Source organism: Thioalkalivibrio sp. ALE19, from assembly GCF_000428605.1.
GTDB lineage: Bacteria > Pseudomonadota > Gammaproteobacteria > Ectothiorhodospirales > Ectothiorhodospiraceae > Thioalkalivibrio.
On sequence record NZ_AUAG01000037.1, the window covers coordinates 1 to 20,380 of the forward strand.

At 64.1% G+C, this 20,380-nt stretch carries 20 protein-coding genes; 4 read left to right on the forward strand and 16 right to left on the reverse strand.

Annotated elements, in window-relative coordinates:
* From F787_RS16580 to F787_RS0112950, 4 genes are all read right to left on the reverse strand, one after another.
* On the reverse strand, positions 1–263 hold a 263-nt coding region (locus F787_RS16580), incomplete at its 3' end, for a type II toxin-antitoxin system RelE/ParE family toxin (RefSeq protein ID WP_081694143.1).
* Between the two features lie 120 nt (positions 264–383).
* Positions 384–2,126 (reverse strand): DUF4209 domain-containing protein, encoded by a 1,743-nt coding sequence (locus tag F787_RS16585; protein WP_196801931.1) that lies wholly within the window; start codon positions 2,124–2,126, stop codon positions 384–386.
* Between the two features lie 87 nt (positions 2,127–2,213).
* A complete protein-coding gene (locus tag F787_RS0112945) occupies positions 2,214–2,609 on the reverse strand; it encodes an HIRAN domain-containing protein (protein ID WP_028492460.1) in 396 nt (131 codons plus the stop codon).
* A gap of 105 nt (positions 2,610–2,714) precedes the next feature.
* Positions 2,715–3,170 carry a hypothetical protein gene (locus F787_RS0112950; RefSeq protein ID WP_028492461.1) on the reverse strand — a complete coding sequence of 152 codons (456 nt, stop codon included), beginning with the start codon at positions 3,168–3,170 and terminating at the stop codon, positions 2,715–2,717.
* A gap of 474 nt (positions 3,171–3,644) precedes the next feature.
* Between F787_RS0112950 and F787_RS0112955 the strand changes: the two genes are divergently transcribed.
* Positions 3,645–4,061 (forward strand): (deoxy)nucleoside triphosphate pyrophosphohydrolase, encoded by a 417-nt coding sequence (locus F787_RS0112955; protein ID WP_028492462.1) that lies wholly within the window; start codon positions 3,645–3,647, stop codon positions 4,059–4,061.
* Entirely contained in the window at positions 4,058–7,258 is a 3,201-nt protein-coding gene (locus F787_RS0112960) for a DUF3427 domain-containing protein (RefSeq protein WP_028492463.1), read from the forward strand. Before F787_RS0112955 ends, F787_RS0112960 begins: the two co-directional genes overlap by 4 nt.
* 78 nt (positions 7,259–7,336) lie before the next feature.
* Here F787_RS0112960 and F787_RS0112965 read toward each other — a convergent pair whose 3' ends face one another.
* A complete protein-coding gene (locus tag F787_RS0112965) occupies positions 7,337–7,681 on the reverse strand; it encodes a nucleotidyltransferase family protein (RefSeq protein WP_028492464.1) in 345 nt (114 codons plus the stop codon).
* Between the two features lie 113 nt (positions 7,682–7,794).
* Here F787_RS0112965 and F787_RS0112970 point away from each other — a divergent pair, with 113 nt between their 5' ends.
* The gene (locus F787_RS0112970; RefSeq protein WP_196801932.1) at positions 7,795–8,328 is read left to right on the forward strand and encodes a helix-turn-helix transcriptional regulator; all 534 of its coding nucleotides are present in this window, start codon (positions 7,795–7,797) and stop codon (positions 8,326–8,328) included.
* 65 nt (positions 8,329–8,393) lie between these two features.
* Here F787_RS0112970 and F787_RS0112975 read toward each other — a convergent pair whose 3' ends face one another.
* From F787_RS0112975 to F787_RS0113025, 11 genes are all read right to left on the reverse strand, one after another.
* Positions 8,394–9,293: a nucleotidyl transferase AbiEii/AbiGii toxin family protein gene (locus tag F787_RS0112975; RefSeq protein WP_028492466.1), complete on the reverse strand. Its 900-nt coding sequence runs from the start codon at positions 9,291–9,293 to the stop codon at positions 8,394–8,396.
* Positions 9,256–10,269 (reverse strand): type IV toxin-antitoxin system AbiEi family antitoxin, encoded by a 1,014-nt coding sequence (locus F787_RS0112980; RefSeq protein WP_028492467.1) that lies wholly within the window; start codon positions 10,267–10,269, stop codon positions 9,256–9,258. Before F787_RS0112980 ends, F787_RS0112975 begins: the two co-directional genes overlap by 38 nt.
* A gap of 80 nt (positions 10,270–10,349) precedes the next feature.
* A complete protein-coding gene (gene purU / locus F787_RS0112985) occupies positions 10,350–11,216 on the reverse strand; it encodes a formyltetrahydrofolate deformylase (protein WP_028492468.1) in 867 nt (288 codons plus the stop codon).
* A gap of 179 nt (positions 11,217–11,395) precedes the next feature.
* Positions 11,396–11,761, reverse strand: coding sequence for a nucleotidyltransferase family protein (locus tag F787_RS0112990; RefSeq protein ID WP_028492469.1), 366 nt, complete (start codon positions 11,759–11,761; stop codon positions 11,396–11,398).
* A 78-nt stretch (positions 11,762–11,839) separates the two neighbouring features.
* On the reverse strand, positions 11,840–12,787 hold the full coding sequence (ispH, locus tag F787_RS0112995; protein ID WP_018868986.1) for a 4-hydroxy-3-methylbut-2-enyl diphosphate reductase: 948 nt from the start codon (positions 12,785–12,787) through the stop codon (positions 11,840–11,842).
* Between the two features lie 19 nt (positions 12,788–12,806).
* Positions 12,807–13,244, reverse strand: a complete 438-nt coding sequence (locus F787_RS0113000) for a peptidylprolyl isomerase (RefSeq protein ID WP_018868985.1) — start codon at positions 13,242–13,244, stop codon at positions 12,807–12,809.
* 34 nt (positions 13,245–13,278) lie between these two features.
* Positions 13,279–13,776, reverse strand: a complete 498-nt coding sequence (lspA, locus tag F787_RS0113005) for a signal peptidase II (protein ID WP_018947177.1) — start codon at positions 13,774–13,776, stop codon at positions 13,279–13,281.
* A complete protein-coding gene (gene ileS / locus F787_RS0113010; RefSeq protein WP_028492470.1) occupies positions 13,773–16,616 on the reverse strand; it encodes an isoleucine--tRNA ligase in 2,844 nt (947 codons plus the stop codon). The genes lspA and ileS overlap by 4 nt, the downstream gene beginning before the upstream one ends.
* 70 nt (positions 16,617–16,686) lie before the next feature.
* The gene (gene ribF / locus F787_RS0113015) at positions 16,687–17,676 is read right to left on the reverse strand and encodes a bifunctional riboflavin kinase/FAD synthetase (protein WP_019588859.1); all 990 of its coding nucleotides are present in this window, start codon (positions 17,674–17,676) and stop codon (positions 16,687–16,689) included.
* Between the two features lie 51 nt (positions 17,677–17,727).
* On the reverse strand, positions 17,728–19,287 hold the full coding sequence (gene murJ, locus F787_RS0113020; protein ID WP_028492471.1) for a murein biosynthesis integral membrane protein MurJ: 1,560 nt from the start codon (positions 19,285–19,287) through the stop codon (positions 17,728–17,730).
* Between the two features lie 118 nt (positions 19,288–19,405).
* Positions 19,406–19,936 (reverse strand): DsrE family protein, encoded by a 531-nt coding sequence (locus F787_RS0113025; RefSeq protein ID WP_028492472.1) that lies wholly within the window; start codon positions 19,934–19,936, stop codon positions 19,406–19,408.
* 334 nt (positions 19,937–20,270) lie between these two features.
* Here F787_RS0113025 and rpsT point away from each other — a divergent pair.
* The coding region (gene rpsT, locus F787_RS16590; RefSeq protein WP_196801933.1) for a 30S ribosomal protein S20 at positions 20,271–20,380 on the forward strand (110 nt) is incomplete at its 3' end.

Consider the following 20,380-nt stretch of genomic DNA (forward strand, 5'->3'; position numbering starts at 1 on the left):
TCGACCTCATACGCATCACCATCCTCAAAACGAAAGCAGATGCGCCACTGATCGTTTATTGAAATTGCGTGCTGCCCCTGCCTGTTTCCCGATAGCGGGTGAAGGCGATTACCGGGCGGCACCTTCAAATCCTCCAGCTGTTCAGCCAGGTTGACGTATTCAAGCTTTCTCGCGGCTCTCGGTGCGACAGCCGCAGGAAATTTCTTTGACTTACCATTGGAGTACAGCTCCTGAGTTCGTTTATCCGCGAATGATTTGATCATGGGAGAAAATGTAGCGCGTCACGTGACGCGTGTCAAGAGAGCTGGAGAATGACCGCATAACGCCGTGCTCTGCGGCAAATTTGGAGCGTAGCGGAAAATTTGTCCGACAGCAGCACTTTGTTAGGCATTGCTCTCTCTCACTTGTGACAGACAAAGCATTACATGCATAACTCTGTCTGCAGTTGAATAATTAAATACACCCGCTGGGCTAATTCCATGGCATACGTCATTTCTCACATTCCACCCTCTTTGGTCAGTGAGCAGCATTCTGAAATAGAAAGACGTGTCTGCACCAAAACAATTTTCAACACTCTCATCTCTGAGCAGGTCATCAAACGTTCTCAACTGCAAACCACCCTGCCGATTCCTTCTCAACGTTGCACCACCCATTAACTCAACTAGTGTTCTGATCGCAGCTTCTGCCTGGGGAACCAGAATATGGATTGCGGACATGTAATCTTCTTCCAAATAAGCTTTTACGCCTTTTTGCACGATATCCTTTTTTGAATCTTCAAATATCGGTGACTTCAGAATAAAGCTCGTTACGTCATCTTTACTCATACCATAAACCTCTAAGGCTTTGTTAAATGAATGCCTGAGAAAGAATGAGTCAATACCCATATTCTGGGAAAGCTGATGAATAACGTTTCCTTCTAAATCGTTTTCAATGCTACCAATAGTTGCTACAGGCCTACCTTTATGGTCTTGCAGAGTTTTGGTAAATAAATAGGTTAGCGGGTGATTCTTGGCCAGTTCCAGTACTTGTTGCTGCACCTGATCCTTTTTAGGGAGAAACTGTATCGCAATCCTATGGAGGGTCTTTTCAAGGCCTCCGCTCGTCATAGAATCCAGATAGGCATCGAGCTTTTCTCTAGGTATTTCCATGCTGTGAGAAAACTCCTGCACGCTTTCCACAACTCCCGGACCAACCTCCGAAATTTTCTTTGAAACTCTTTCCGCGCCCTCTTTCATGTTAAAGCTGATATAGAGATCATGTACGTGCTGAAGCCAAGATGAAGCCTGCATTGCTGCCAAACCTTCACACGCACCCTCAAAACAACGTCCAACAATATCAACTACTCTGGTTACCTCAGCGTCCATTCCTTTGCTGCGATAATAGGTGGCCAGCGGAATACCTGCTGACTCACAAACCCAAGGGGAGCAATCTTTAGAAACTCTTTCCAATCGAGACTCAAGATCCTCTATTAGTTTTTCCTCTTGAGCTTCAGACAAACTCCTACATTTACCTAATACGAAAAGATCGAAACAAAACCCCCAGAGGCCCGCCTTATCATCTTCTGCAATTCTGTCTTCAAGGTTAATGGCACTCTCAATGCATTTTTTTATCAAATCAGAGTTATTTAAAGCGGAAGCCACTCTATACGCTCTTGTGACTTTCGTAATAGTTTCAGTTGGATGTTCGCATAGATCGTTATCGGTGACGTCAAGAAGGGCATTTACATAATCGATAGCAATTTTGTAGTCAGGCTTTCTGCCAATGGCAGCTTCTGAAAGATCCCACACAAGCCCGGAATAGCGGGCTTTCATTATCGGATTTTTGGTATTTTTTGATCGGGTTATCCAATGCTCAAGGACGTTGTCGTTAACCAAGGAAAGACTCGGGCTTTCGTAGGCCTTACCATCATCGCCAACCCATACCATCATCGGGCCATAATATGTGCCCCAGCCATTCTGTTTATCCAAGTAATCCTCACAAAACCCAAACGCAAGTCTTTCGGCAATAGCTTCTGGGCTTTGATCTTCTTCTGTAGCCTTATTGATCTTGGAGGAAATCGCATGCTCGCTAGTTTTCTCTTTTGACTGTTCCAGCTGATCCATAAGTCGGGCTAGCTCATCATTCATCATGGCTCCTTACTTTAATTGCCTAACGCATAAGGTAACCGGGCGCATTGGAGCGACAGCGGAAATGCGGTCCGGTTGGCCGACTGGTTATACCGTTGAATATTGCTCGAACAACTGCTCCGGACCCAGAATATCGAACTTCAAATCAATAAACCCGTCGTCACTGATGTATAGCTTCTTCGGCCTCAGAACTAGCTTATCACCGACCTTTGCATCCGCTATCTGTGAAGCTATCTCGGCCGGGACATGCCCCACTTTCTTCTCTACGCGGCCAAAGAAAGACTTGCGAGATGCCAGTATCGCTATAGCATTGGGATCATGTCGGTTTCCAGGTTCTGCTTGCATCCGGAACTCCACATTGCCTTTCTTGACGGCCTTAAAGAAATTGTCCTTGTAGTGCTGAACGCCTGCAATTGAAAACTCCCGCTCAAAGATCAGGTAACCCGCTGGGATCTCGACCTTCCATCGTTCGTTGACTGGCATCTCTACATGGCCTCCTCGGCGGTATAACGGCCCGCTTCAGCCGCGACGGCGCGCGAGCGCCGACGTCGGCTGAAAGCGGTTGTTCGGCATAACTGTCCAGCCCTGTCAGGGATGAGCATATTCACGGACCGCAAACTCCTCAATCCGGCTACGGAAGTGAAAGGAGCCCACCTTTTCGAGTACAGCAATGTCCGCGCTTGCTATAGCTATGCCTTTCTCTAGCTTCTCCGCATGCGCCGTTGCTTGGCTAAGCAAGCTGTTCACTTCCTTCAGGCGTTCCTTTATGCAATCTATGTCTAATCCTTCAAAAGGGTTCTGAAGCTGATAGTCATCGTTGCGGGCACAGATGTAATTGAAGATCGAGCGTTCTTCTGCTCGTGCCTGATATCCACCTACCGATTCAAGGACTTCCTTTTCGCTCCTCAAGTATTCAACTTCCCTCTGACACTCGTCCTTTTTCCGCTTCAAGCTGTCCAGCTTCGCTTGCGCAGAAGCCAACACCGTCCGAATTACTTCCACATTGAATTGAAGGGCCGGCGGATAGCCTTCTCGCTGATTCATGGTCTCACTCCATTTCTACCTTACCGAACAGTAGATTAGACAGAATCTGTCATATTGGTGATATACAGATTCTGCATATCATCCCGGCGTTATCGTCCCGGTGGCACACCACCACAGGTAAACCATGCTTTGATCATGGTAGTCGACGTCGCGTCGAGTGGCAGGGCGACCCACGCGCTGGGACGAACGATTTTCGGCGCTTGGTCAAAGGGTTACACCGGCCCACCGGTCCAACATAGGGGAGACGCAGGGGCCGACCTTAAAGGCTTGCGGGTTGGACTGATTCGGGGCGAGACGTGGAAGGCGGCAGCTCGGGCGGAACAGAGCACGGTGCTATACAGAATCGGTATACCACCGTTATCGCAGTGTGGCGGGACGTCCGGAGACACCACGCGCGGCCCGAGAAACCAGCTTCCGGCGGGAGCCGTGGCGGCGTTCCCTGGTACGATCCGGCCAGAGGTTAACGGAGAGCCGGTGTTGGAAACGCTCATAGAAGCGAATCAGGCGGTGGTGGTCTGCGGCATTCTGGAGGACGCGCAGGGGCGGATCTTTCTGGCGCGTCGTGGGGCCGATCAGGCGCTGGCGGGGTATTGGGAATTTCCCGGTGGCAAGGCGGAACCGGGTGAGAGCCTGGAGGCCGCGTTGTGCCGGGAATTTCGCGAGGAGCTGGCGCTGGAGCTGCGGGTCGGGGAAGAGATGGGGCGCACGCCGATTCCGGGTAAAGGGTGCCTTGAGTTGGTGGCGCTGCGGGCGTGGACGGACGACGAGAGCCCGGTGCTGACGGTGCACGATCGCTGGTGCTGGGTGTCGCCGTTGGAGGCGCGCGGGCTCGAGCTGGCGTCCGCGGACATCCCGTTGCTCGAAGCCTTTATTGCGGGACGTTCCGGATGAGCCGGGATAGCGCCGCCAAGTCCCGGCCCGGGGCCGAATGGGTCGGCCTGCATGAACGGCTGGATACGCCGCGGGTGCGGCAGGCGCTGGAGGCTCTGGGGCTGGAGGACCGCGCCCGCTGGAGCCAGGGGCTGGAGGGTGACGATCTGGCGATGACCCTCGCCGCCGAACTGGCCCAGCGGCTTGCGGGGCGGGCCGGCGAGCTGCGCGAGAAGGGGCATGAGGACTGGACCCGGGCCGTGCAGATCCTGGCGGACGCGCTGGCGGCGGCCGGGCATCCGCTATCGGGCATTGAGGAGGACCTTCCGCAGCCGCCGTTTCGGCAGTTGTTGGAGGTGCGCTCTCCGACCGCCGACCAGGTGGGGCAGCAGGAGACACCGCGGCCGGATATACCGCTGGCGCTGTCCAGCCTGCTTACTGGATCCGATCGCACACCCAGCCTGGTCACGCAGATCGAGAAGGAACTGGCGAGTGCGGAGCGGGCGGACTGGCTGGTGTCGTTCATCAAATGGAGCGGGATTCGCGCCCTGCGCGAAACGCTCAAGCGCTTTACCGAGACCCCGACGGCCGATGGCTTGCCCAGGCTGCGAATCGCGACGACCTCGTACCTCGGGGCCACGGATCTGAAGGCGATCGAGTTTCTGCTGGGCCTGCCGAACACCGAGATTCGGGTTTCGTACGACACGCATCGGACACGCCTGCACGCCAAGGCCTACCAGTTCCATCGGAACACGGGGTTTGGCAGTGCCTACATCGGCTCGGCGAATGTCTCGCGCGTGGCGATGGATGAGGGGCTGGAGTGGACGGCCAAGGTCAGCGAATACGAGCTGCCGCATATGTGGCGCCAGATCCAGGCCTCGTTCGAGGCGCACTGGGCAGACCCGGCCGAGTTTGAGCCTCTAACCGCGGAAGACCTGCCTCGCCTGCAGCAGGCGCTGGAGTCGGAATCCAGCGCAGGGCCAGCCGCGCAGAAAGACGCCACCACATTCTTCGACCTGCGGCCGTATGCCTTCCAGCAGGAGATCCTGGAGGACATCGAGCGCGAGCGCCGTTCGGGGATCGACCGCCATCTGGTGATCGCCGCCACCGGGACCGGCAAGACCATGATCGCGGCGTTCGACTATCGCCGGTTTGCGCGCGAGCAGGCGGACAAGGGGCGCCCGTCGTTGCTGTTCATCGCGCACCGCGAGGAGATCCTGCGTCAGGCGATGGCGAGCTTCCGTCAGGTGCTGCAGGACAACGAGTTTGGCGACGTGCTGGTGGGCGGGGCGCGCCCGAGTCAGGACCGCCATCTGTTCTGCACGGTGGCGAGTTGGAATTCACGGGACCTCGATCGCCTCGACCCGGCGCATTTCGATTACGTGGTACTGGATGAGGCGCACCACAGTAGCGCCGGGAGCTACCAACGCATCCTGGACCATGTTCGACCCAAGTGCCTGCTGGGCCTGACGGCGACGCCGGAACGCACGGATGCCGACGACATCCGCGAGCACTTTGGCCAGCGTTACACCCACGAGATCCGTCTGCCGGATGCGATCGAGCGTCGCCTGCTGGTGCCGTTCCATTACTTCGGCGTGGCCGACCATGAGTCCGTGGACCTCAGCCGGGTGAGCTGGCAGCGCGGGGCCTATGACGCCCAAGAACTGGAAGGGGTGTTCACCGGCAACCGGGCGCGCGCCGACTGGGTGTTGCGGCAGGCCCATGAACACGCGACCGACCTGGGCTCGGTTCGGGGCCTGGGGTTCTGCATCAGCCGCGCCCATGCGCGGTTCATGGCGGAGCATTTTTCGGCCAGGCAGGTGCCCAGCGCGGTGCTGACCGGCGAGAGCCCGGACCACGAGCGCGAATCGGTGCAGCGCGACCTGCGCGAGGGGCGCATCCGCTTCATCTTTACCGTGGACCTCTACAACGAGGGCGTGGATCTGCCCGAGGTGGACACCCTGTTGCTGTTGCGCCCGACCGAGAGCCTGACGGTCTACCTGCAGCAACTCGGGCGCGGGCTGCGGCTGCATGAAGGCAAGCCGCACCTCACGGTGCTGGATTTCGTGGCCCCGCAGCACCGGCGCTTTCGCTACGCCGCTCGGTTCCGGGCACTCAGCGCGCGGCCGGAGAAGCGGGTGGATCACCAGATCGAGGAGGGCTTCCCCTGGCTGCCCAGTGGCTGCCTGATCCATCTCGACCGGTTAGCCACCCAGCGGGTCCTCGACAACATCCGCGCGCAGATCAACCGCCAGCGCCCGCAGATCGTGCGCGAGCTGAAGGGCTGTTTCCAGGAGGACATCGACGCCGCCAGCCTGCCCAAGATGCTCGACTGCCTGCATATGGACGATGCCGAAGACCTGCTGCGCAAGGACCTGCCCTCACGGCTGCGCGCGGACTGCGGAGGGGAATCAACCGAGGCACTGCAGCCGTATGCCAACGGCCTCAAGCGTGGGCTGCAACGGCTGGTCCGCTGTGATGACCAGCGGCTGCTGGAAACCCTGCAAAGCCATCTGGCCGAATCCGCGGCGAACGTGGATCAGCTCAGCGAGGAAGAACGGCTGCGGCTGGCCCTGATCCACAGCACGCTTTGGGGCAAGAAGCGCCCGGGCAGCGGGGATCTCGCCGCCGTGGACGGGTTCGTTCGCGAACAGCGCCCGCTTTACCGGGACCTCCAGGAGGTCGCTGCCTGGCGGCGCGAGCGCATGGTGCCGGCCAGCGGCATCACCTTCCCGGAGCAGACCGGGCCGCTGGAACTGCATGCGTCCTACACCCGCGAGCAGATCCTGCTGGCGCTGGGGCTCGGGAGCCTGGAGAAGCCGATTTCTCAGCAGGAGGGCGTGCGGCATGTGCCGGAACGGCGAGTGGATGCGCTGTTCGTGACCCTGGAGAAATCCGAGCGGGAGTTCTCCCCCACCACCATGTACGAGGACTATGCCCTCAACGAGCGGCGGTTCCACTGGCAGTCGCAGTCCGGCACCTCACCCACCTCGGAGACGGGGCAGCGCTACATCCACCACGAACAGCTCGGCTACACCCCCATGCTGTTCATACGCCCGACCAAGCGCGACGCCACCGGGCTGAGCCAACCGTTCACCTTCTGCGGCCCGGTGCGCTACCAGCGGCATGAAGGGAGCAAGCCGATGAGCATCATCTGGGAACTGGATTACGAACTGCCCGCCCGCCTCCTGCACCTCGCCCGCCGCACGGTCCTGTAACGCTCAGCGGCGGTTCAGGTGCCGAGCGCTGCCTTCAGGTGGTGGGAAGCCGGGAGCAGTGCTGTTCGGCCGCTTTGCTCAGAGGGCCTGTCCGTGGTCTTCGACGTCGCGGCGCAGTTCGTCGCTGGCCTCGGTCAGATCGACCAGATCGAAGGTGTAGAGCGTCCGCAGGTCCTCGATGCGGCCGCGCAGCCGGCCCCAGTCGCTGATGGCAACGTCCCGGGCCGGCACGATCGCCAGGTCGATGTCGGAGTTCCAGCGCGCCGTGCCACGCGGCCAGGAGCCGAACCAGATTACCCGGGCATCCTCGCCGAATTCCTCGCGCACGATGGCGGCGGCGTCATGCGCCAGCCCGGTCACCCGCTCGCGCGGCGACCGCGCCTCCTCGGCCTTCGGGATGTTGGCGTAACCCGCGGATTCCATGCTCTGCCCGTCCCCTGAGTACAGGACGACTATAGCATCCGGGGTTGCTGACAAGCCTCGGGTCCGAGCGTACAGTTCGATGTAAAGCGCACCCCCGCATGAGGAGCCACCCCATGAGTCGCCCGTCAGCAAGCATGCCGTTGCGCCATGCCTTGGCCAAGGCGCGTTTTACCCCCGTTCGCGAGATGGCCGAATACGCACCATTGCTGCAGGGAGAGACCGGCACCATTGCGAACGAAGCGCGGGACGCTTCTCGGGTCCTTGCCGCGTTGCGCGAATCGCTGGGATTGTCGATCACCGGCCTTGCTCGGGCGTTCGATGTCTCGCGGCCCACGATCTACGCCTGGATTAAGGGTGAAACCGAGCCGCGCTCCGAGTTTTGGCCCCGCCTGCAGGAGATGGAACAACTGGCCAGCCGGGCACAGCGATATTCGCTTTCCCGCCCGGCACGCCTGGTGCGCCGGCCGGTTCTGGACGGAACCAGCCTGCTCGAACGGTTGCTGGCAGGACAGGAGATCGGGGAGGAGCACTTGCAGACTCTGGCCGATCTTTCCCGTGACGAGGAGACAAAGCGCGCAAAGCCCCGGGGTGGAGCAGCACGCCCTGCCAAGGATGTGGCAGCGGAATACGGTCGCCCGACCGGATAGGGAGGTAAAAGGCGGCCTCCGTGCGAGCACGCTCTCCGATGACCAGGTCGCCGCTACCATCGATTTCACTCGGTGTTGGGCGTCCCGGTCTCGGAAGCCCGGATGCCGACAAGCATCTTTTCGAGCAGTCTGAGAATGCTGGCGGTGCCCGCAGGATCATGCGGCAGGTTGGCGACCATGTCGCCGACAAGCTGAAGCCGCCCGTCCGGTGCTGTCTCCTGTTCCAGGATTTTGATGACACTGGCCCGAGTTGCCTGCGCCATGATCGAGGCCAGATCCCCTCCGAGAATGTACGCTCCGGCTTCCAGATAGTCGAAGTCTTCGTGGTCAAGCAGGCCGACATATTCACGGAACAACCGATCACGATTGCCGGCATCCAGATACGTCTCGACAAGATACCGGAGGTCTTCCGCGTCGCGCCGTCGACGGCCATCCTGCCGGCCGTCATCCCAGGCGATGAGTTTGAGCAGGGCCAGACCCGCTGGAGAGATGCATTGCGTGTCAGTTGGTGGGTCGCTCCTGACCCGCACTAGGCGGGCTGTCCTGGAAGCATCGGCGAACCCCTGCACATTCAGATGGAACACGTGGTCGGGTGGCCAGCTGATGGTATGAGCCGGCCTTTCGATCCCGCCAAACGGGATAAGATCGACCCGCACAGGTTGTTGCGCAGCAATGTACAGCAGGCGCTGCGCGGCACGATCCGTGCGGAAACGACCAGTGGCCAGGAGACCTTTTTCGAGACCCTGGAATGTATCCCAGTGTGCGATCTCCAGCGCGAGATCGATGTCCCGAGTGGCGCGCCGGACCTCGAGGCCAAAGCCATGATGGAGAACCATGTCCCGCGCGGTGGCCCCGACCACTACAAATGGGATACCCAGCTCGGCGGCCAGGCTCTCCACCTCACCCAGCACTTCGGCTAGTAATGGGTCAATCCGGTTCGAGACGTCCAGCCAGACCGTGCTCATACAGCATCCTTGCAGTTTCAATGTTGCGTTCGTCACCGCTGGCCATGAGTTCGGCATGGACGAGCAGTCGCGGCGCGAGGTCCGGGCCTTCGGTGTGGCATTCCGGCGGCCAGAAGGTCTGATGGAGTTCGATGTCTCCATCCGGATCCTTGCGCAGGCCGAAGGCGGCCATCAGCCGGTTGGGGGTCATGCGAGTGTGGATGGAAACCCGCTCCGGGATCAGGTATCCGGTCAGCCTTGCGGCCGCGACCTCCCCTCCCCAGACGGCACCGTACGATTCCAGGTCGGCGTCCTCCCACCACCTGGGCCCGGGGGCGCGGTAACGCCCGAGTAACGTCCTGGGCCGCAGTTGTTCCGGGTATGCGAGGGTCCACCGTTGAATCAGGGCATGATGGTTGTGCAGACGGCGGGTTCGCGATCCCGTTTCGAGGAGAAAGCCCTGGTCGCGCAGTGCCTGAAGACTGCGGCTGGCACTGCCCAGCGAGACGCCGGCGGCATCGGCAATCTCGCGGTAGGTCGCGTGGAGAAGACGGGGGGCGCACAGCAAGGCGAAGACGACACGCAGGCCGGCGCTCTGGAAGGCGGCGCGGCCTGCCGGGTCGCGGTCCACCGACTCCCCGGCCACCGGCTTGTTGCCCCGGACGTAGACGTACACCGGCGGGGCATTGATGTAGGCGTTTCCAGCCAGGTCCAGATAGCCGATATCCATGCTCTTCAGGCGTTCGGCCAGGCGCGGATTCACGTACTCGCTGACGATCAGTACGGGGTATTCGGGCTCGAGGCGGGCGGCGATCCAGCTCACGCTGGCCGGGGTGAGACGGGGCACGGTGTGGACCTCGAAGCGCCGCTGGGTGCGTTCCGGGGCAACCCGCAGGTAAAGGGATGATGCACCTTCGATCTGCGGTCGCAGCCCGGTCACGCCTTCCAGGCATTCGCATGCCTGTTCCAGAAGCCGTTGTTCCTGTGAACCATCCATGACCGGGCGCCTGTTCAAATATTAAGCTTGTTCAATATTATTGAACAAAACGAACTCATGAACAACGCGAGGATGGGCGCTCAGTCGAAGACGACGGTCTTGTTGCCGTGGGTGAGCACGCGGCCTTCGAGGTGGTAGCGCAGGCCGCGGGCGAGGACCCAGCGTTCCACGTCGCGGCCCTTGCGGATCATGTCCTGCACGCTGTCGTCGTGGCGTACGCGGGTGACGTCCTGTTCGATGATGGGGCCGGCGTCCAGTTCTTCGGTCACGTAGTGGCTGGTGGCGCCGATGAGCTTGACCCCGCGGGTGTGCGCCTGGTGGTAGGGGCGCGCGCCGGAGAACGAGGGCAGGAAGCTGTGGTGGATGTTGATGATGCGCTGCGGGTAGCGCTCGCACATCCACGGCGGGAGGATCTGCATGTAGCGGGCGAGGACCACGGTGTCGGGCTGCAGGTCGTCGAGGCGTTCCTGCAGTTGGGCGAAGGCGGTCGCGCGGTCGTCGCGCGGGACGGGGATGTGCTCGAACGGGATGCCGTAGCAGCGCGCCAGGGGTTCGTGGTCGGTGTGGTTGGAGAGGATGGCGGGGATGTCCATGGGCAGCTCGCCGGCGTGCCAGCGGGCGAGCAGGTCGCTCAGGCAGTGGCCTTCGCGGCTGACCATGAGCACCACGCGCTGGCGGCTGCGCGAGTCGGCCAGCACCCAGTCCATGCGCATGTCTTCGCCCAGATGCAGCAGGCGGTCGCGCAGTTCGCCCTCGCGCACGGGGTCGAGGGCGAAGACCCAGCGCATGAAGAACCAGCCGGCCTCGGCATCGGTGTGCTGGGCGGCTTCGGTGATCCAGCCATCGGTGCCGGCAATGGCCTCGGCCACCCGGGCCACGATGCCGTGCTGGTCGGGGCAGACGATGCTGAGGCGGAAGTCGTGGCGCGCGGGCGTGGTTTCGGTCATGGTCGAGATATTCCGGGGAGATTGAAGCGGTCAGGGTACACCGGGGCGCCCGGGAGACCGATACCCGGCAGGAATGACTACGGGCTCGACCGGACGCGCTCCCCGGCCCAGCTGGCAAAGGCGGAATACACCTCCAGGGCGTCGGGCACGGCATCGGTATCAGGAGGCATCCGTGCCCTCTACCGTAGTTGCTGGAAGAGTACGGAGTCGGCGTGCAGGAAGAAGGCCCGGTCCTGCTCGGCGTGGAAGCGCCCGGCCTGTGCTTCGTACAGGCAGACGCCATCCCGGAAGACCTCGAACCGGGTCAGCGGGGAAGTGCCCTCGCTCAGAACCAGCAGATCAACCGGGCAGGGTTCCAGGATCTCTTCCAGTTGCCGTTGCCAGCGGCCCTGGGTCATCAGGCCCGGCATCTCCGCCGGCTGAACGGCAAGGTCGATGTCGCGGCCGGTGCCGTCCCGCGCCGTGGAGCCGAACAGGACCAGCAGCTCCCAGCCATGCTCTCTGGCGAGGTGCTCGAGCTGCGAAGTTTGTTCGGGAGAAAGCATGGGGCACCGCGGCAGCGACTCCGAAAGGCCCCAGATTAGGACAACTACAGTTCGCGGCCAAGGCCGCTTCTGCGGGGGTCAGGCGGTGTCGCGCAGGCCGGGGGGGATGGAGAAGGTGATGGTCTCTTCCTGGCCGGCGACTTCGCTGACCTCGTTCACGCCGCGCTCGCGCAGGTAGTCGATGACTTCCTGCACCAGCAGTTCGGGGGCGGAGGCGCCGGCGGTCACGGCGATGCGGTCGCGGCCTTCGAGCCAGGCGGGGTCGATGTCGGCGGCGCCGTCCACCAGATACGACGGCACGCCGGCGCGCGCGCCGATCTCGGCGAGGCGGTTGGAGTTGGAGCTGTTCTTCGAGCCGACCACCAGCAGCAGGTCGCAGTCGTCGGTGAGGGTCTTCACCGCGTCCTGGCGGTTCTGCGTGGCGTAGCAGATGTCCATCTTGCGCGGCCCCTCGATGTTGGGGAAGCGCGCGGTGAGGGCATCGATGATGTCGGCGGTGTCGTCCATCGACAGCGTGGTCTGGCTGACGAAGGCGAGGCGGTCGGGCTCGCTCACCTCCAGGCGTTCCACGTCTTCCACGGTTTCCACCAGCATCATGCGCCCGCCGTTCGAGGTGTCGAACTGGCCCAGGGTGCCCTCCACCTCGGGGTGGCCGGCATGCCCGATGAGGACGACTTCGCGCCCCTCGCGGGCATGCTTGGAGACCTCGAGGTGGACCTTGGTCACCAGCGGGCAGGTGGCGTCGAACACGGTCAGGCCGCGTTGCTCGGCCTCTTCCTGCACGCGGCGCGGCACGCCGTGCGCGGAGAAGATGACCACGTTGCCGTCCGGCACTTCGTCCAGTTCCTCCACGAACACCACGCCGGCGTCTTCCAGGCGCCCGACCACATGGCGGTTGTGCACCACCTCGTGGCGCACGTACAGCGGGGCGCCGTGGATCTCCAGGGCGCGTTCCACGATCTCGATGGCGCGTTCGACGCCGGCGCAGAAGCCGCGCGGGTTGGCGAGCCGGACCTGCATGTTCATGGCCTGTTCTCCTCGCGGATCACTCGTCCGCCGGGTGCACTTCCAGGATCTCCACCTCGAAGGTGAAGTTCTTGCCCGCCAGCGGGTGGTTGAAGTCCACGGTCACGGTCTCCTCGCTCAATTCGCTGATGCGGCCGGGCACGGCCTCGGCCGACGGGCTGGTGAACTCGTAGATCTGCCCCTCTGCCAGCTCCGCCTCGGGCGGGAACTGGTTGCGGGGCACCGACTGGAAAGCCTCTTTCTCGGGCCAAGGGAACATGGTCCCGGCCTCGATCGCAAATTCCCGCTGATCGCCCGGCTGCAGGCCGATCAGCAGGTCTTCCAGCCCGGGCAGGATCTCGCCGGCGCCGACCTCCAGCTCGGTCGGTTCCTCGCCGGTGGAATCCACCACCAGGCCGTTTTCCAGCACCAGCCGGTAGTGCATGCGTACGCGCTTTTCTTTTACTACGGTCGTCATCTTTGCTCCAGTTCGCTTGCGGGCGTGGGGCGGTTCAGTCGCGGCGGGTGGCCTCGCCTTCGGTGAAGGCGGCCACGATCAGCAGCACCGCGCCCACGGTGATCGCCATGTCGGCGACGTTGAATGCGGGCCAGTGATAACCGGCCCAGTGGAAATCGAGAAAATCCACCACCTTGCCGATGCGCAGGCGGTCCACCAGGTTGCCGATGGCCCCGCCCACGATCAGCCCCAGCGAGGCGATGGTCAGCCAGGCATTGCGCGGCAGACGCGCCAGCCAGACGGTGATCAGCACCCCGGCGGCGATCGCGATCCCGGACAGCAGCCAGCGGCCCCAGCCGCCGGCATCTGCCAGCAGGCTGAACGCGGCCCCCGGGTTGTACAGCAGGGTGAAGTTGAAGAACGGGGCCACTTCCACCGAGGCGAACTGGGTGAGCGCGCGCTCGGCCCAGAACTTGGTGATCTGGTCCAGGACCAGCACCACCGCGGCCAGGGCGAGCCCCGGCGCCAGTCCGGAATGCCCCGGCAGTCTCATGCGAACCGCCGGGTCTCGCCCGGCCCCTCCACGTTGGTGACGCAGCGCCCGCACAGTTCCGGATGCGCCGGGTTCTCGCCCACATCGGGACGCAGGTGCCAGCAGCGCACGCACTTGGCGTGTTCACTGCGGTGCACCACCACGCCGATCGCGGTGCCGTCCTCCAGGGTCGCGACATGCGCATCGGCCGGGGCGGGCTCGGTGCTCAGGCGCACCTCCGAGGTGATGAACACAAACCGCAGCTCGTCACCCAGGCGTTCCAGCGGGGCGCGCACCGGGGCATCGGCGGGTACGTGCAGGTCGATCTCGGCGGTCAGCGAGGCACCGATGCGCTGCTCGTTGCGGGCGGTTTCCAGCGCGCGCGCGGCGTGGGTGCGCATCTCCAGGATGCGGTCCCAGTCGGCGTTGCTGAACGTCACATCCTCCGGCAGCGGGGCCAGGCCGTCGTACCAGGTGGCGAACAGCACCGAGTCGGCGCGTTCGCCCGGCAGCAGCTCCCAGATCTCCTCGGCGGTGAAGGTCAGGATCGGCGCGATCCACCGGGTCAGGGCCTCGGCCACGTGGTACAGCGCGGTCTGCGCGGAACGCCGCGCGTGCGAATCCCCCGGCGTGGTGTACTGGCGGTCCTTGATCACGTCGAGGTAGAAGCTGCCCAGCTCCACCGAGCAGAAGTTGTGCACCCGCTGGTAGATCGGGTGGAACAGGAACTCGTCGTACGAGCGGGTGACCTGTTCCTGCACCTGCAGCGCGCGCGCCACGATCCAGCGGTCCAGCGGCAGCAGCTCGTCCAGCGGCACGGCGTGCTGCTGCGGGTCGAAGCCGCTGAGGTTGCCGAGCAGAAAGCGCATGGTGTTACGGATGCGGCGATAGGCATCGGCTGTGCGGTCGAGGATGTTGTCGGAGATCGCCATCTCGCCGGCGAAATCGGTCGCGGCCACCCACAGGCGCAGGATGTCCGCCCCCAGGGTGGAGACCACCTCCTGCGGCGCGACCACGTTGCCGCGCGACTTCGACATCTTCTCGCCGTTCTCGTCCACGGTGAAGCCGTGGGTCAGCACCCCGCGGTAGGGCGCCTCGCCGCGCATGGCCACGCTGGTCAGCAGGCTGGACTGGAACCAGCCACGGTGCTGGTCGGAACCTTCGAGGAACAGATCCGCCGGCAGGCCACCCAGCTCGGGGCGCTTCTCCACCACCGTGCTGTGCAGCACGCCGGAGTCGAACCATACGTCCAGGGTATCGGTGAGCTTGACGTAGTCGGCGGCCTCCTCGCCGAGGAATTCTTCGGGGTCCAGGCTGAACCAGGCCTCGATGCCCTGCTCCTCGATGCGCCGGGCGACCCGCTCGGTGAGCTCCGGGGTGCGCGGGTGCACGCGCCCGGTTTTGCGGTTGAGGAAGAACGGGATGGGCACGCCCCAGTGGCGCTGACGCGAGATGCACCAGTCGGGCCGGTTGGCCACCATGCCGTGAATGCGCGCCTCGCCCCAGTCGGGCATCCAGCGCGTCGCGCCGATCGCGCGCAGGGCATCGGCGCGCAGTTCCGCACGGTCCATGCTGATGAACCACTGCGGCGTGGCGCGGAAGATGATGGGGGTCTTGTGCCGCCAGCAGTGGGGGTAGCTGTGGTGCAGCTTGCGCGCCACGATCAGCGCGGCCTTCTCGTGCAGCACGTCGATCACGTGGCCGTTGGCCTGGTGCACGTTCTGCCCTGCGAAATACGGCGTGCCCTCCACGAACACCCCGTCGGGGCCCACCGGGTTGTCCACCGGCAGGTTGTACTGCAGGCCCACGGCGTAGTCGTCCTGACCATGGCCGGGGGCGGTATGCACGCAGCCGGTACCGGCCTCGGTGGTCACGTGGTCGCCGAGGATCAGCGGCACTTCGCGCTCCAGGAACGGGTGCTGCAGCATCAGGCCTTCCAGCGCGGCACCCTTCACGCGGGCCAGCACACGGCCTTCGCCCAGATCGTAGCGACCCAGGCAGTCCTCCAGCAGCTCTTCCGCCAGCAGCAGGCGCTCGTGTTCCAGTTCCACCAGCGCGTAATCCAGCTCGGGGTGCACGGCCACCGCCTGGTTGGCCGGCAGGGTCCACGGCGTGGTGGTCCAGATCACCACGCTCACCGGGCCGTCGGCATCCGCACCGGAGAAACGCCGCACCAGATCCACGTCGTCCACCACGCGGAAGCGCACGTCGATCGCCTGCGAGATCTTGTCCTCGTACTCCACCTCGGCTTCGGCCAGCGCGGAGCCGCAGTCCACGCACCAGTGCACCGGCTTCTCGCCCATCTGCACGTGGCCGCGTTCGTAGATGCGCGCCAGCGCGCGCACGGTATCCGCCTCGACCTGGTAGTCCATGGTCAGGTACGGGTGGTCCCAGTCGCCCAGCACGCCCAGGCGCTGGAAGTCGGCCGACTGACCGGCCACCTGTTCCGCGGCGTAGGCACGGCAGGCCTCGCGGAACGCGGCGGCGTCCACCTCGTGGCCGGGCTTGCCGATGTTGTGCTCCACCTGCAGCTCGATCGGCAGGCCATGGCAGTCCCAGCCGGGCACGTACGGGGCATCGAAACCCGCCAGCGTGCGGCTCTTGACGATGATGTCCTTGAGGATCTTGTTGACCGCGTGCCCCACGTGGATGGAGCCGTTGGCGTACGGCGGGCCGTCGGCCAGCACGAAACGCGGCCGTCCGGCGCAGTGCTCGCGCAGGCGGCGGTAACGATCCTCCGCGCGCCACTGCTCCAGCCATTCCGGCTCGCGCTTTGCCAGGTTCGCCCGCATGGGGAACGCGGTCTGCGGCAGGTTGAGCGTATCCTTGTAGGGATTCGGCGGTGCCTGTTTCTTGGCCATGGCTCTTCCGGATGGGCCCCGCGGGGCCGGTTGCTGTGGAGTTGGAGGAATTCGGCGATCTGGACCGGTGTCAGCAGACGGTACGGGGCACGCGGCCCGGTTCGTCGCCTGTCAGGCATTCACGCGCCGTGTCGGCGTCCCGCGCGATCTGCGCCTTGAGGGCATCCAGCCCGTCGAAGCGCTGTTCGCCGCGAACCAGCGCGCGCGGTTCGAACGCCACGCGCGCGCCGTAGAGTTCGGGGGCGGCGTCCAGCACATGGATCTCCAGGCGCTGTTCGGTGCCCTGCACCGTAGGCCGCCAGCCGATGTTCGCCACCGCGGCCAGCGGCTCGCCGCCCGCGCCGTGCAGCCAGCCGGCATACACCCCGCGCAGCGCCAGCGGCCAGCGCCCGAGGCGCACGTTGGCCGTGGGGAAGCCGATGGTGCGCCCCAGGCGGTCGCCATGCGCCACCCGCCCGTGCAGCCGGTACGGCCGTCCCAGCAGCCGCGCCACCTCGTCGAAGCCGCCCTCGCGCGCGGCGGCGCGCACCCGGGTGCTGCTGATGCGCCCGTCGGCATCGCTGACCGTGGGCGTGGACTCCACGCTGAAGCCCAGCCGCTCCCCTTCGGCGCGCATCAGCGCGCTGTCGCCCTCGCGTCCGCGGCCGAAGCGGAAGTCGTCGCCCACCAGCACATGGCGCGCGCCCAGCCGCCGGTACAGGACCTCCTCGAGGAAGTCGCGCGCCGGCAGCCCCGCCAGGCGGGCATCGAAGCGCAGCACCCAGGCGGCGTCCAGTCCGCGGCCGTCCAGCGCCACCAGACGGTCGCGCAGGCGCTGCAGCCGGCCCGGCGGCGTGGGCGCCCCGGCATGCTCGGCGAAATATTCGCGCGGCAGCGGTTCGAAGGTCATCAGCACCGACGGTGCGGCGTGCTCGCGCGCGGCCGCCAGCAGGCGGTCCACCACCGCCTGATGCCCGCAGTGCAGACCGTCGAAGTTGCCGATGGTCACCACGGCGCCACGCACCGCGGCCAGCCCGGAATCCGCACCGTCGGACCTGCCCAGCCCTCGAATCAGCCGCATTGCCCCGTATCCAGGAAAAACGGCAAGTATAACCCGGCGTGCCCCGCGAGATCAGGCCTCGCGCAACAGGAAATGCCGCGGACGCAGGCCGGCCAGCCACAGGGTCACCCCGAGACTGGCCACCCCGGCGGCGATCAGCCCGGTCAGCGCCGTCCCGCGCTCGGGGATCGACCAGTCCGTCCACGCGTCCAGCGCCGGCGACAGCACCACCAGGACCGCCACCATCACCGCCAGGGCCACGGGCAGCCCGTAGCGCAGGCGCCGCAGGGCCGGCCCGGGGCGATAGATGCCCTCGCGCACCAGCCCGCGATACAGCAGCCCGGCGTTGATATAGGCCGAGGCCGAGGTCGCCAGCGCCAGCCCGGCATGCGCACCCGGCACCCCGGACAGATACCACGGCAGCACGAACAGGCCGTTGAGCAGCATGTTCCACAGCATGGCAATGATCGCGATGCGCACCGGGGTCTTCGTGTCCTGGCGGGCGAAGAAGCCCGGCGCGAGCACCTTGATCAGGATGAAGCCCGGGAGCCCCAGCGAATAGGCGGCCAGCGCCAGTGCGGTCATGTGGGTGTCGTGCGGGGTGAACTCCTGATACTGGATCAGCGTCGCGAGGATCGGCACCGCCAGCACCACCAGCCCGGCCATCGCCGGCAGGGCCACCAGCATCGCCGTGCGCAGGGCCCAGTCCAGGGTGCGGCCGAAGGCCTCGGGCCGCTCCTCGTTGAACTGTTTCGCCAGGCGCGGAAGGATCACCGTACCGATGGCGATGCCGAACAGCGCCAGCGGCAGCTCGACGAAGCGATCGCCGAAATACAGCCAGGAGATCGAACCCGCCACCAGGAACGAGGCGATCAGGGTGTCCACCAGCAGGTTGATCTGCACCACCGAGGTCCCGAGGATCGCGGGCAGCATCAGCTTGACGATCCGGCGCACGCCCTCGTGCGCCCGGCGGAAACGCGGCCGTGGCAGCAGCCCCGCGCGCCACAAAAACGGGATCTGGAAGGCCAGCTGCAGCGCCCCGGCGATGAACACCCCCCAGGCCAGCGCGACCACCGGTTCGGCGAACATCGGCGCCAGCCACAGCGCGGCGGCGATCAGCGCCAGGTTGAGAAATACCGGGGTGAAGGCCGGCACCGCGAAGCGCCCGATGCTGTTGAGGATGCCCGCCGCCATCGCGGTCAGCGAGATGAACAGCAGGTACGGGAAGGTGATCCGCAGCATGTCCGCCGCCAGGTCCTGGCGCCCTGCCTCCTGCGCCAGCCCGGGGGCGAAGATCCAGATCAGGGCCGGGGCCGCGAGGATGCCCAGCAGCGTGACGATGGCCACCGCGCCCAGCAGCGCCCCGGCGGTATGGTCCAGCAGATCGCGCAGGGCCTCGCGCCCGCGCTTCTCGCGGAATTCGGCAAACACCGGGACGAAGGCCTGGTTGAAGGCCCCCTCGGCGAACAGCCGGCGCAGGAAATTGGGGATGCGGAAGGCGACGAAGAAGGCGTCGGTGGCCGCGCTGGCCCCGAAGGTCACCGCCAGGACCATGTCGCGCAGATAGCCCATGATACGGGAGATCATGGTCATGCCGCTGACCACAGCGGTGGATCGGAACAGTCGGTTCATGCGGAAGCCGGCACCACACAGACAATGAGCGGACCGGAGTGTAACCGACTCGCCCGTCGCCAGGCCCGGCGACGGCTGCCCCGGAGAACCGCGGGCAGCCGTCAGGAGGAAGGGAGGATTACTCGATCTTCAGGTAGGCGAAGCCTTCGTCGTTCTGCAGCTCGGTCAGGCGCACCACGCCGGAGGGCACCAGCTCGATATCCACGCCATCCATCAGATCCTCTTCCGGAAGGCCGATGTCACCGCGGGTGATGTCGCACAGCTCCAGCTGCACACCATAGGTATTGGCCAGGGTGCGCAGGCGGCTCTGCAGCCGTTCACGCTCCTCCAGCAATTCCTCGTCGGCCTCGAACGGGGTGCCTTCGAGGTCGTCATCGGCGATGAAACGGATGCCGTGGGACATGAACACGATCCGCACATCCGCCTCGATGAACTCGCGCTCGTAATGGGTGACCATGTTGTTGATGCTGGTGAGCATCGCCGAGAAGCGCCGCGGATCGGCGAAATCGGCGTGGTAGGCGACCTTGGCCTCGGGCTCGAAGGCGCGCGCCTGCTGCGGGACCAGGACCAGGCTGGCGGCAAACAGGGCCAGCAGCACCAGCACGAAGCCGGGGACCAGGGCGTTGTTGCGGGCGGCGGGGTATTTCATCTCCATGCTCCTTTCTTGTGTTGTGATGCCTGCAATGTAGACGCACAGGCTCCGGGATTCCATTCCGGGGCGCCCGGGCCCGGCTCGCCTGCAAGCAGGCTCCCACAGCATTGCACGACCGCGCCCGTAGACCCCATGGATCGCATCGCAATCCATGAAGTCTTCGGGATCGGCCAAGATCTGCGCCAAAAAACACCCTTTGGCACAGATAGTTGCGATGCGATCCATATCAGGAGCCTGCTTGCAGGCGAAGACGAGCTTGACCCTGACCGGGGTCCCGAGTATGCTTTGTCGCCTTTCAGAGAACCCGGCGAATCACGCGAGGGATAGAGTTTTGGCGAATATTGCTTCTGCCCGTAAACGGGCCCGTCAGTCCATGAAGAACCGCGCCCACAACATGGCGCTGCGGTCGCGTTTCCGTACGTACATGAAGGCGGTCCTCAA